This window comes from Ferroglobus sp. (genome assembly GCF_015521575.1).
GTDB lineage: Archaea > Halobacteriota > Archaeoglobi > Archaeoglobales > Archaeoglobaceae > Ferroglobus.
This window is the reverse complement of the sequence record NZ_WANY01000229.1, coordinates 1-11,718: the sequence shown is the minus strand read 5'-3', so window position 1 is coordinate 11,718 and position 11,718 is coordinate 1. Positions and strand designations below refer to the sequence as shown.

Genomic DNA, 11,718 nt, shown 5'->3' with positions numbered 1-11,718 from the left:
TTCAGCAGATCCTCGATCGTCGGGTTTACTTCTAATAAAACCCTACCCTCACCAACAACTTTCGCTATTACCGTGCTCCCCGGCTTCAGATTCAGAATTTTCCTGAGCTTTGAGGTCGTGTCCATTCGGATTTTGCTCATCATCAGAAGCACTTCAATCTCGCGGATTCCAAGGAAAGTCTCAAAAGTATTGTGACATCCATTTGGCTATCTTTCCACAATTTGGTAAAGCACTGCCTCCACCTCACCAAGCTTGTCAGCTATGCTTTTTATTTCGTCGAAGCTTAGCTCTCCCTTCTTTTCAAAAGAGGCGTCAACGAACATGCCATCGCTAACAACATCTCCGAACTTTCTTGGAGGCAGGTGGCTAACAACTACTCTCTCCGAACTTGCAAGTTTTTCCGAGTTCGTGACAACATCAAAACGCTTTCCGCAATCGACAACGCAAAGCCACAGCTTGTTCGATATCTTATTTGCCGAAACGATCTCTCCAGCGAAATACCTTATCGCGAAACCTATTCTTTCGATCTCCCCTCTTTCAAAGAGGTCTGGGAGGGAAGAGACGTAATCCAGCCAGTATTCGGCAAGTCTTTTATTAAAATCTTCTTCAGCATTTGCCAAGGTTTTTGAAATCTCCTTTGCTAAATCTAAAAGATTTCCACAGGATTTCGCAAGCTCTTCTGGAGGCATATAGGAATATTTCAAAACCTGTATCTCGTTCGTCAAATTTCTCGCCAAACTCACGAGTTCCTTTCTCCTTTGAACCTTAACGTTTTGCAGCAATTTTTCCAGTTCAGCAGCCCCTTTTTCTGCTATTAGAATTCTGAAATCTTTCGACGTGTCCATGCACTTAGTTAAGCCGAGCTGATATAACTCTTGCGAAGAGTTAAAATTCTTCGTAAACATCAATGAACTTTTTATACCACTTTTCAAAAATTTCTGGCGTTACCAAATGCACTTCAACACCTATAAGCTCCCCGACTTTTTCTTCCACCTTTTCCATCACTTCCCCGTACCTTACTTTGTCGGCTTTCTTTGAAATCACAAGGATGTCAAGATCGCTTAAAGGTGTGTAATCTCCTCTAACAACACTTCCAAAAACTACGACTTTAACCTCATCTCCCAAAATTTCTTCAAACGCTTTTTTCAATTTCATCGCCAGCCCCCTATAATTTTTAAATAACTTTCTTTTTCTTTCCGCAATTTCTAAGGCTATTTCAACCCCTCTCATACATCTCAAAAACTCTTTTGACGAAATTTAACGCCTCCTCAGCCTCCTCCTTCTCGTAAGTAAAAGGCAAGTATCTCGCTCCGATGTATGCTCTTTCAAGTTCTCTCAGCAGTCTTCTGTTCCTATCAAGAAATTCGGAAATTTCCGGCTCTACTTTCCTAACCTCCTCGTTTAGCGTTATTAGCGAGTGCGTTTTGGAGAAATAACCTACCCTCTTTGCCAGGATATATTTAAGGAGGAGCTGCAACGCCTGTTCCAGATGGAACATGCAGAGGTCGTAAAACTCCTTAGCCACATCATCCTCCGCTTCTTTCAAAAATTTCTTTGCTCTATCGAAAAGCTCCTCCATTAAAATAAGTCTGTAAAGTTAGGTTAAAAGCTTTTTGAGGAGATTTAACGATTGTCGAACACAAAGTAAAATAGCAAGAGTTAAAAAACCATACAAACGACCCTCTACTGTCTTTAGAGGTGATGCAATGAGGCTGCATGAGTATCAGGCTAAACAGATTTTTGCTAAGTACGGTATAAAAATTCCAAGAGGAAAACTCGCGACGAACGTTGAAGAAGTTAAAAGAGCTGCGGAAGAACTTGGAGGAAAAGTCGTTTTGAAATCTCAGATACTGGTTGGTGGAAGAGGGAAGGCTGGGGGAATAAAACTTGCTAACAGCGTTGATGAGGCTGTTGAGATTGCTAAAGATCTCTTCGGGAAGGTTATAAAAGGGCATAGAGTTGAGAAGATCTACGTCGAGGAGCAGCTCAACATAAAAAAAGAGATGTACGTAGGATTGACTTTAGATAGAGCTGAAAAAGGAATCGCTTTAATAGTCAGCAGCGTTGGAGGAATGGACATAGAGGAGATAGCAGCAGAGCATCCGGAGAAAATAGCGAGGGTTACGATAAATCCCCTTTACGGTTTGTTCGACTATCAGATAAGAGAGGTTCTTTACAAGTCTGGAATGCCGAAGGAACTTCACAAAGAGCTGACGGCGATAATTAAGTCTCTTTATAAAATACTGGTGGATCACGAAGCTGAGCTTACAGAAATTAACCCGCTCGTTTTAACTGACAAGGGGTTATATGCAGCAGATGCAAGATTGAACGTGGATGACAACGCTCTCTACAGGCATCCAGAACTCAAAGAGTTGAGAGACTACACCGAAGTCGACCAGATTGAGAGGATTGCCGAGGAGAAGGGGTTAAACTACGTAAAGCTCGACGGAAATATCGGAGTTATAGCCAACGGAGCCGGAATGAGCATGTCCACGATGGATTTAATTTACTTGGAAGGCGGAAAACCGGCTAATTTCCTTGACATAGGTGGAGGAGCGAGCAGCGAAGTTGTAAAAGAGGCGATAAAGACCATTTTAATGGACAAAAACGTGAAGGTCATCTTCATGAACATTTTCGGAGGCATAACGAGGTGTGATGAAGTAGCGAGAGGGCTTGTTAAGGCTTTTCAGGAGATTGAAGTTCCGGTGCCGATCGTGTTAAGATTAGCTGGGACTAACGAAGAAGAGGGAAGGAAAATCATTGAAGATTTTCTTGAGAAGGAAAAGAAGAACATAATAGTTGTGGAGACTATGGAGGAGGGAGCTAAGAAAGCGGTTGAATTGGCGAGGTGAGAGTGTGGCGATAATTATTGATGAAAACACGAAAGCGATCGTTCAAGGAATTACCGGCTCTCAGGGGAGATTTCATACTGAAAGAATGCTCGCTTACGGAACGAAAATAGTTGCCGGAGTCACTCCGGGAAAGGGAGGAAGTACAGTTTTTGATGTTCCCGTTTTCGATAGAGTTAGTGAGGCTGTTGAAAAAACCGGAGCGAACGCAAGCGTAATCTTCGTTCCGGCTCCCTTTGCCACCGACGCCATATTCGAAGCTGTTGACGCCGGAGTGGAAGTTGTCGTCTGCATTACCGAAGGTATTCCGGTTTACGATGAGCTCAAAGCCTACAAAAAGGTTAAGGAAGCAGGAGTAATCCTCATCGGTCCTAATTGTCCGGGAGTGATTAGCGTAGGAAAATCCCACCTCGGAATAATGCCGACGCAGATTTTCAAAGAGGGTAACGTAGGAATAGTCTCAAGGAGCGGAACCCTCACGTACCAAATAGCCTACAACCTAACCCGACTTGGAATAGGGCAAAGCACTGTGGTGGGAATAGGGGGAGATAGAATAGTTGGAATGAGTTTTGTTGAGATTCTTGAGATGTTTGAAGAGGATGATGAGACGGATCTTGTTGTGCTCATCGGGGAGATAGGCGGAACAGATGAGGAGGAGGCTGCCAAGTTTATAGAAAAGAAGATGAGCAAGCCGGTCGTTGGGTATGTAGCCGGAATCACAGCACCTCCCGGAAAGAGAATGGGGCACGCGGGAGCGATAATAGAAGGAGGAAGAGGAACTGCGGAATCCAAGATAAAGGCTTTGGAGGAAGCTGGAGTAGAAGTGGGAAGAACGCCGATGGAAGTAGCTGAAATAGTGAAGAGAAAGCTGGAGGATAAGGCATGAGAGTTCAGCACGACATAGTAATTGTAGGAGCTGGACTCGCTGGATTGAGAGCAGCTATAGCTGCAGCTGAAAAGAACAAAAATTTGAGCATAGCCATAATCTCGAAAACCTATCCCATAAGGTGTCACTCCGTTTGTGCCGAAGGTGGGACTGCTGCTGTTTTAAGAGAAGACGAGGGAGATAGTTTCGATTTGCACGCTTGGGATACCGTTAAAGGTTCGGATTTTCTTGCCGATCAGGATGCTGTAGAATTCTTCGTTAGAGAAATTCCGAGAGAGATCTTGCTTCTCGACAACTGGGGTTGTCCGTGGAGCAGGAGGGAGGACGGAAAAATAGCTCAAAGAGCTTTCGGAGGGCAGAGTTTCGACAGAACGGTTTTCGCTAAAGACAGAACAGGGTTGCATGAGGTTCACACCCTTTACGAAAGAACTCTCATGTATCCGAACATAGTCAGATACGACGAGTACTTTCTGACTAATTTGATAATAGAGGACAACGAAATCAGAGGTGTGACGGCAATAGAGCTTAAAACGGGCGATTTAATTCTCTTCGAGGCTAAAGCTGTAATACTCGCCACCGGAGGTGCTGGAAGACTCTACGGCTTCACAACCTACAGCCACCAAGTGACGGGAGACGGTATGGCTATAGCGTATAGATGCGGAATTCCGCTGAAGGACATGGAGTTCTTCCAGTTCCATCCCACAGGTTTAGTTCCCTCGGGCATTCTAATCAGCGAGGCGGCAAGAGGAGAGGGCGGATATTTGAGAAACAAGTACGGTGAGAGGTTCATGGAGAAGTACGCCCCAGAGAGAATGGAATTAGCTCCGAGGGATGTCGTTGCAAGAGCGATGTGGAAGGAGATAATCGAGGGAAGGGGATTCGAAAGCGAACACGGAGCTTACATAGCTTTAGATTTAACGCATTTGGGAGAGGAGAAGATAGAAGAGAGACTTCCCTTAATTAGAGAAGCCGCCAAGAAATTCGTTGGAATCGATCCCGTTGAAGAGCCTTTGCCTGTAAGACCCGTAGCCCACTACACGATGGGAGGCATTCACACCAATATGTGGACCGAAACGCCTGTAAAAGGATTATTTGCCGCCGGAGAGGTTGCTTGCGTTAGTATTCACGGAGCCAACAGGCTTGGAAGCAATTCCACAGCTGAATGCCTCGTTTTTGGTAGAGTTGCTGGAGAGAGAGCTGCGGAATACGCAATGAGGAAAGACTTTAAGCATGTGGGCAATGAAGCATATAAAGAGGAGGAGAAGAGAATCTACGACGAATTTTTGGGAAGAAGTGGAGACGAAAGCCCGTATCAGATAAAGAAAGAGCTTAACGAGGTTATGGACAAGTACTTCTGGATATTTAGGACAGGAGACGAAATGAAAGAGGGAATTAAGAAGATAAAAGAGCTTAAGGAAAGGTACAAGAACGTTGAGATAGTAGATAAAAAGAGGAGGTTTAACACCGATCTTATTTACGCTTTCGAAGTCGGGTTCATGCTCGATTTGGCGGAAGTTGTTGCTGTAGCAGCTTACGCAAGAACTGAAAGTAGAGGGGCGCATTACCGCTTAGATTATCCGAAGAGGGATGACGAAAACTGGTTAAAGCACAGTTTGGCATACTACACACCTCAGGGACCAAAGCTTGAGTACATTCCCGTGAAGATAACGAAGTGGAAGCCCGTGGAGAGGAAGTACTGAGGTGGTGGTATGCTTTTTAGGATAAAGAGATTCGACGGAGAGAAGGAGTACTGGAGCGAGTACGAAGTGGAAGTGAAGAAGGGTATGACTGTTCTTGACGCTCTTTTCTACATAAGGGAAAATCTTGACGGTAGTTTAGCTTTCAGAGTCTCCTGCAGAATGGGAGTTTGCGGAAGCTGTGCGATGAAAATCAACAACAAACCGAGGTTGGCTTGTGAAACGCAGGTAATGGATTTGAAATCTGACGTTATCGTTATCGAACCCCTTGACAATTATAACGTTATAAAGGATCTCATCGTTGATTTCGATGGCTTCTTTAAGAAGCACGCTAAGGTGAAGCCGTATCTTATAAGGAAAGTTGAGAATTACGAAAAACCAGCCGAGTTAATCCAAACTCCCAAGCAACTGGATGAATATTACCAGTTCGCTCTCTGCATAAAGTGCGGAGCCTGTTACTCTGTCTGTCCGGCATCGGCGACAAGAAAAGACTATCTCGGTCCAGCTGCTTTCGCTTCGGCGTACCGCTTTATAAAGGACAGCAGAGATGAGGGGAAAGAAGAGAGGATTCCGGAAGTTGCTTGCGACGGTGGAGTGTGGAGGTGTCATTTCGCTGCTGAGTGCAGCGAAGTCTGTCCGAAAAACGTTGATCCAGCCAAAGCCGTGCAAAAGCTGAGGTGGGAGGCTGTTAAGCATAGCATTAGGAGTTTGCTGAGGTGGTAGAATGATTTTGGACTGGTTTAAGATCAAAGGTAGAAGCTTAAGCGGACTCTCGTTCTCTCTCCACAGAATAACGGGAATAATCCTTCTAATCTACCTCGTTCTCCACCTAACGTTTCTCACCTCCCTCAGGTACGGAAAGGACGTTTACCATTCGCTTATAGAAAAGACCGTGCAACCAGCCACGCTACCTTTGGACTTGCTTTTAATACTCGCTACCTTTTACCACGCTTTTAACGGGATGAGAGTAATTTTACACGAGTTCGGCTTGGCTGTTGAGCTTAGAAGGGTTCTGATTTACATAACCTACGCTCTGACGATCATATTCTGGATTTACGCAAGCTACATAATGTACAAGTTCGTTGTGGGGTGATAGGGTGGAGGCAAGAACGAGAAACGTCCTTGAGCCTTTAGCATTCTTCTTCCAGTTGGTAACTGGAGCTTTGCTTTTCGTCTTCGTCATGTACCACCTCTACGTGACGCACTTGGCAGAACACGACGCTTTGAGTTACGAAAAAGTAGTTGAAAGACTGGCAAATCCGGGCTTTAAGGTTGCTTACTTCGTTTTTCTTGTTGTAGTAAGCTTCCACGCTTTCAACGGATTGAGGGCGATAATTCTCGACACGGACTTTGGAGCGAGAAACAAGAGGGCTGTAGACGTCTTCTGCTTCGCTCTATTTCTCATTGCCACAGCTTACGGCTCACTGCTTTTGATATCCTTCTAAAAAATTTTAGTAGGGGAGATCGTAGTGCTCAACGACAATCTCATCGAGTCCGAGCTTTTCAAGGATTCTCAAAGGCACTTGCATTGAAACCTGAACTATCCCCGGAAGTCTGCCTATCTCAACCGCACCAGTTACAGTTACTCTGTTCAAAACCTCCTCAATCCTCATTCCGAAAAGATTTGCTGCCCTTTCGAAACCCCTTTGGGCAGCCTCGTTTATCGTCGGAGCCGAGCCTATTATCTGTAGGGGGGCCACCGGCTCAATTTCTATTCCCCTCTTTTTAGCCAAATCTTCGACTTTTTCCCACTCGTCCTTTCTCCAAGGTTTAGCGAGGGGAGGCAGATCCTCCTCTGGCGGGAGCAAAAGGGGTGCTTCAAGCTTCAGGTTTTTGAGAACGGAAACCTTAACGCTGACTTCGGCAGAAACATCCGTTGTATGGCCAGCAACTTCCCCATCTCCTTGCATAGCGTGAACGTCTCCGGCGTAAATTCCTCCTCCATCAACCTTAACCGGAGCTATGACTATGCAGTTCTCCCTAACGGAATCCACATCGAGGTGCCCATCCGTCAGCGAATTCTCATACTCCTCTTTCGTTATTGCAAACTCGTGGGGGGCGTTGATTAGGAAGTATCCGAAATCTCCGGCGTTGTGCGAATCTGGAATGGTCACAGCTGGAATCGTCCCAAGCTGCCCCAAGTGAGGTCTGACTCTGGACACCATTCCTTGGATATCAGCCTTGGCGAAAACGAGAATTGGAACCTGTTTCGAATTTTTAGGAAGATTTGCATACTCCCAAGCTTTCTCAGCTACGCTTTTGGCAATGTCCTCTCCCACGGAAAGAGCGAAACCATTTTCTATCAGCATCGTGTAGCCGTATTTCATCTTAAAAGGAGATGCCGGATGTCCGCATTTTTTACATCTAACAGCATTTTGCCCAATTCCTTTCACTTCAAAATCCGTCCACTTCTCTCCGCAGTTCGGACACTTCTTAGCCACGTAGGGATCACCGATGAAAGCTCCTTCAACCGGCTCGTCAACTCCTGAGGAAGTTGCTTTCGAAAGAACTTTGATCTCTTCAACTTTTATTGCAACAGCATCTCCAATCTTAGCATTTTCAACGTCAACAGGCAAAGCAACTTCATGTCCTCCCCTTATGTTGGGAGTTATCATCGGACCCCAGCAGCCCGGAGAGGTTAGGAAAACTATTCTTCCACCGTCGGAAACAACTCCGGCTCTCTTCACCTTCGGCCCGATTATGCCGTCGGTAAAAGAACCGTTGTAAACAACATCCTCTGCCATACGAAATCTTATAATGATCAAACAATATAAAATTTGGTGTGATAAAGAGGACGATTTGTCAGATATGCAAGTGCGACTGTGGAGCGATAGCAGAAGTGGAGAATGATAAAGTTGTTAGGATTTTTGGAGATAGAGACGATCCGAACTCTATGGGAAAGCTCTGCGTAAAAGGAAGAAATTACACAAGAGTTTTGTACCATCCGAACAGAATCAAAAAACCACTCCTTAACGTTGGTAAAAGGGGAAGCCCCGAGTGGAAGGAGATTAGTTGGGAGAAAGCTCTCGACATCATAGCCGAAAAACTCCTCGAATTAAAAAGAGAAGGTTTAGAAGAGAGCCTCATTTTCCTCCACGGACCTTCAGCAAGAATCGTTGACAGGAGTGTCGTTAAGAGATTCGCAAACATCTTTGGAACGCCTAACGTGACTGGAAGCTGGGCTTACTGCGTTGGATCGATGGTTTTGGCATCGCAGCTTCTCTTAGGCTTCCCCTACCCGATCTGCGATTTTGAGAATTCAAAGCTGATAGTTCTCTGGGGAGCAAATCCGGCGGTTTCAAAAGTTCACAGGTACGGTGGAGTTTTCGAGGAAATTGTTAAAGCTAAGAGGAAAGGAGCGAAAGTGATCGTAATAGATCCGAGAAAAAGCGAGAGTGCGAAAATAGCGGACATCCACATAAGAGTTCGTCCCGGAAGCGACATCTACTTAGCCCTCGGAATTCTGAACCGTTTAATTAAAAAAGAGCTTTACAATGCGGAATTCGTTGAAAAACACGTTTTGGGGTTTGAAAAGCTAAAGAGAGAAGTTGAGAAATACACTCCAGATTTCGTTGAGAAGAAAACCGACGTGCCAAGAGAGTTGATAGAGATAGCTGCGGAGCTAATAGGGAAGGTAAAGCCCGCCTCGATAGATTTCAGAGAGGGTATCTTACACAGTATCAACGGCTTTCAAACGGCAAGAGCGATTCTGAGTATAGCTGCGATAACCGGGAACGTGGATGTTAAAGGCGGAATAATCAGGAACCCTTCGGTAAAGCTGAACGATATAACTCTAAAAGAGCCGGACAAAAAACCATTCTGGAAGGATAAGTTTCCCCTCGCCAAAGACGGGAGCGCTTATTTAAGTGAGGCGATTCTTTCCGACAGCTATCCGGTTAAGGTTCTAATAGTGTTCAAATCGAATCCTGTTTTGACCCTTCCAAATTCCAAAAGGTTCATCGAAGCTTTAGAGAGAATAGAGCTGATCGTAGTCCACGATATATTTCTAACTGCCACCTGCAAATACGCAGATATCGTTTTGCCGGCGTCAACTTTCCTTGAAAAGGCGGAAATAGATGCGGTCCCGTTGAAAAAGCACAGATGGGTGAGAGTGAAGAGGAGAGTGGTTAATCCGGTTGGTGAGGCAAAATCGGAAGTTGAATTCGTAGTTGCTCTTGCGAAAAAGCTCGGATACGAAAAATTCTTTCCGTATTCCTCCGAAGAAGACGTGATAAGGGAGTTGCTCAGGGGAAGTGAAGTGGAGAAGTACTCGGTCGAAGAACTTGAAAAAGGAGTCCGTCTCGATAATCCCATTGGCGAGATGAGAAAATCCGGTTTTCCAACCCCCTCCGGAAAGATTGAGCTCTTCCCAGAGATTTTAGAGAAGGTAGGTGCTCAAAAGTTTGAGATACTCGAAGAAGATTCTGAGGAGTTTCCCTACTATTTAATAACTGGAGCGAGGGTACTTCCCTTCTACCACTCCCAATTCAGAAACGTGGAAAGTTTGGTCAAACTCAATCCAGAACCGATAGCCGAAGTTGGAGTGGAGATAGCAAGAAATGAAAGTATCTCAAACGGAGATTTCGTGGAGATCGAAACGAAGTTCGGAAACTTAAAAGTAAAAGCCGCCGTTAACAAAGATTTACATCCCCTTACAGTCTCAGTTCCCCACGGATGGGAGGAGAGCAATGCGAATTTTTTAACCGGAAGCGTATTCGATCCTTTGTCGGGAGCGCCGATGTATAGAGGAATCAAATGCAACGTAAGGAAAGTTCACGAGAGCTCCTGAGAATTAGCAAGGTATTGCCGATCACTTTAAATTCCCGTTCTTAACACCGTTATCTAATGAGGTACTCGACTCATTGCACATGCTGCGAGGGGATTGATGAGAGAATTGCAAATCCGAAGCATCATCCGACTTACGAGGTTACTTGGAAGTGTAACTTAAACTGCGTTTACTGCTATTCGAGAATTGCGGTAGAAAAGGGAAAAGCTCCCCTTCCCGGCTATTACGGAGATACGGATAACGTCAAGGGGATAACCATCTCACAGTACGGGGAACCGCTTGTTGCGGGTGTTGATGAAGTTGTCAGAATTGCAAAAGAATTAAAGGACATGTTCGAAGCGAGACTTGATCTGCAAACCAACGGCACGCTTATAAGAGAGAAAGACGTGAAAAAGCTTGAGAAAGTGTTCGATCTCGTGATGATAAGTTTGGACGTTTTTGATAGAGAGAAATACGTGAAAATTACCGGAAAAGATCACTTTAACGACGTAGTTAATGCGATAAAGCTTTGCAAGGATTCGGGCATGGAAACGATAGTGAGATGCATACACATGCCCGGAATAAACGACGAAGATCTTTTCAAACTCGCCGAATTCGTTTCCAAACACGATTTAGAGCTATTTCTCCAGCCATTATCCGTTTACGAAGAAGAACCACTTTTAAAGCTTGGTCTCGACATGGAGAGAGTTGAAAGCCTCTACGACTTCGTTAAGACTGTCGAAAAGCTTGAGGAGATAGCGGATGTAAGAATTCCCGGCTGTTTTATCTCGAACCTCAGGAGAATCTCAAAGGTTTTCGGAGAGGAGTTCATAAAAAACATCAGAAGAAATGCCAAAGGAAAATCCCCAGAAATGAAGAGGGAGAGGAAATTCGTTCTTTAACTTACACTTCCCGAAAAAACCCTTGTACTATCCGCATTCAGTAACGCAGTGATCAATAAACAACGGCGATTTCCTCTTTATTCAACCCGGCACTACTACATTCATCATTGCTTTTTCAACTAAGAGAGCATCGATAAATACTCTCAGACCCGTGAACTTTACTTTTCCGGAAGATTATTCCGCCAATAAAGAGTCTGAGCTCTTTGAACGGGAGTACGTACGAAAATTGGAATTCTTAGCATAGCTATCTACATTCAAACTTTTCGACGGGAGAAACTGCTAAAATATTTCTAAGTTACATCTTGTCTCTCACAGTGAATAAAGAGGTTCTGAAGAGAAGTTGTCTATCTCAACTGAGAAAAAGAGAAGGAATCTGTCTGTAATCGATAGGAGAGTCGTTAGTGTTAACAGAAATCGTTACTATTATAAACATTGGAAGAAACAGATTGATTCCGAATTAATGCGAAAACGAATTTGAGTTCGTTGTCGATAAAGCTCCTTTGCTGAGAAAGGCCTTGGAAAATCTCGAATTAGAATTCGAGCAAAAAACTTTCAGAGAAATTCTTTAGTTGTTAAAGAGAAACTGGTCTTTGGATTAAGAAATGAGAAAAGATAGGAC

12 protein-coding genes are annotated in these 11,718 nt (G+C 44.5%); 8 read left to right on the top strand and 4 right to left on the bottom strand.

What is annotated here, in order from left to right:
- Nucleotides 1–206: 206 nt before the first annotated feature.
- From F7C14_RS09155 to F7C14_RS09145, 3 genes are read right to left on the bottom strand one after another with little or no spacing between them, the layout of a single operon-like run.
- Nucleotides 207–845 carry an RNA-binding protein gene (locus tag F7C14_RS09155; protein ID WP_290902115.1) on the bottom strand — a complete coding sequence of 213 codons (639 nt, stop codon included), beginning with the start codon at nucleotides 843–845 and terminating at the stop codon, nucleotides 207–209.
- A 40-nt stretch (nucleotides 846–885) separates the two neighbouring features.
- Nucleotides 886–1,230, bottom strand: a complete 345-nt coding sequence (locus tag F7C14_RS09150) for a nucleotidyltransferase domain-containing protein (protein ID WP_290902113.1) — start codon at nucleotides 1,228–1,230, stop codon at nucleotides 886–888.
- Nucleotides 1,217–1,579: a HEPN domain-containing protein gene (locus tag F7C14_RS09145; RefSeq protein WP_290902111.1), complete on the bottom strand. Its 363-nt coding sequence runs from the start codon at nucleotides 1,577–1,579 to the stop codon at nucleotides 1,217–1,219. Before F7C14_RS09145 ends, F7C14_RS09150 begins: the two co-directional genes overlap by 14 nt.
- A gap of 127 nt (nucleotides 1,580–1,706) precedes the next feature.
- Here F7C14_RS09145 and sucC point away from each other — a divergent pair, with 127 nt between their 5' ends.
- The 6 genes from sucC to sdhC are packed head-to-tail and all read left to right on the top strand — an operon-like array spanning nucleotide 1,707 to nucleotide 6,877.
- Nucleotides 1,707–2,852, top strand: a complete 1,146-nt coding sequence (sucC, locus tag F7C14_RS09140; RefSeq protein WP_290902109.1) for an ADP-forming succinate--CoA ligase subunit beta — start codon at nucleotides 1,707–1,709, stop codon at nucleotides 2,850–2,852.
- 4 nt (nucleotides 2,853–2,856) lie between these two features.
- Entirely contained in the window at nucleotides 2,857–3,735 is an 879-nt protein-coding gene (sucD, locus tag F7C14_RS09135; RefSeq protein WP_290902107.1) for a succinate--CoA ligase subunit alpha, read from the top strand.
- On the top strand, nucleotides 3,732–5,435 hold the full coding sequence (locus F7C14_RS09130) for a succinate dehydrogenase/fumarate reductase flavoprotein subunit (protein ID WP_290902105.1): 1,704 nt from the start codon (nucleotides 3,732–3,734) through the stop codon (nucleotides 5,433–5,435). The genes sucD and F7C14_RS09130 overlap by 4 nt, the downstream gene beginning before the upstream one ends.
- Before the next feature lie 9 nt (nucleotides 5,436–5,444).
- Nucleotides 5,445–6,155 carry a succinate dehydrogenase iron-sulfur subunit gene (locus F7C14_RS09125; protein ID WP_290902103.1) on the top strand — a complete coding sequence of 237 codons (711 nt, stop codon included), beginning with the start codon at nucleotides 5,445–5,447 and terminating at the stop codon, nucleotides 6,153–6,155.
- 1 nt (nucleotide 6,156) lies between these two features.
- Nucleotides 6,157–6,525 carry a succinate dehydrogenase gene (locus F7C14_RS09120; RefSeq protein WP_290902101.1) on the top strand — a complete coding sequence of 123 codons (369 nt, stop codon included), beginning with the start codon at nucleotides 6,157–6,159 and terminating at the stop codon, nucleotides 6,523–6,525.
- Between the two features lie 4 nt (nucleotides 6,526–6,529).
- Nucleotides 6,530–6,877 (top strand): succinate dehydrogenase, cytochrome b556 subunit, encoded by a 348-nt coding sequence (gene sdhC / locus F7C14_RS09115; RefSeq protein WP_290902099.1) that lies wholly within the window; start codon nucleotides 6,530–6,532, stop codon nucleotides 6,875–6,877.
- Nucleotides 6,878–6,883: 6 nt separating this feature from the next.
- Here the strand turns inward: sdhC and F7C14_RS09110 are convergent, their stop codons facing one another.
- A complete protein-coding gene (locus tag F7C14_RS09110) occupies nucleotides 6,884–8,176 on the bottom strand; it encodes an acetamidase/formamidase family protein (protein ID WP_290902097.1) in 1,293 nt (430 codons plus the stop codon).
- A gap of 38 nt (nucleotides 8,177–8,214) precedes the next feature.
- On the opposite strand from F7C14_RS09110, the gene F7C14_RS09105 reads away from it, so the two are divergent.
- Together F7C14_RS09105 and F7C14_RS09100 are read left to right on the top strand one after the other, a co-directional pair.
- Entirely contained in the window at nucleotides 8,215–10,221 is a 2,007-nt protein-coding gene (locus F7C14_RS09105) for a molybdopterin-dependent oxidoreductase (RefSeq protein ID WP_290902095.1), read from the top strand.
- A gap of 56 nt (nucleotides 10,222–10,277) precedes the next feature.
- Nucleotides 10,278–11,099, top strand: a complete 822-nt coding sequence (locus F7C14_RS09100; protein WP_290902093.1) for a radical SAM protein — start codon at nucleotides 10,278–10,280, stop codon at nucleotides 11,097–11,099.
- Nucleotides 11,100–11,718: the final 619 nt, after the last annotated feature.

Coding starts and splice junctions, on each gene's coding strand:
- F7C14_RS09155 (WP_290902115.1), bottom strand. CDS start 845: ATGGACACGTCGAAAGATTTCAGAATTCTAATAGCAGAAAAAGGGGCT.
- F7C14_RS09150 (WP_290902113.1), bottom strand. CDS start 1,230: ATGAGAGGGGTTGAAATAGCCTTAGAAATTGCGGAAAGAAAAAGAAAG.
- F7C14_RS09145 (WP_290902111.1), bottom strand. CDS start 1,579: ATGGAGGAGCTTTTCGATAGAGCAAAGAAATTTTTGAAAGAAGCGGAG.
- sucC (WP_290902109.1), top strand. CDS start 1,707: ATGAGGCTGCATGAGTATCAGGCTAAACAGATTTTTGCTAAGTACGGT.
- F7C14_RS09130 (WP_290902105.1), top strand. CDS start 3,732: ATGAGAGTTCAGCACGACATAGTAATTGTAGGAGCTGGACTCGCTGGA.
- F7C14_RS09125 (WP_290902103.1), top strand. CDS start 5,445: ATGCTTTTTAGGATAAAGAGATTCGACGGAGAGAAGGAGTACTGGAGC.
- F7C14_RS09120 (WP_290902101.1), top strand. CDS start 6,157: ATGATTTTGGACTGGTTTAAGATCAAAGGTAGAAGCTTAAGCGGACTC.
- F7C14_RS09110 (WP_290902097.1), bottom strand. CDS start 8,176: ATGGCAGAGGATGTTGTTTACAACGGTTCTTTTACCGACGGCATAATC.
- F7C14_RS09100 (WP_290902093.1), top strand. CDS start 10,278: ATGAGGTACTCGACTCATTGCACATGCTGCGAGGGGATTGATGAGAGA.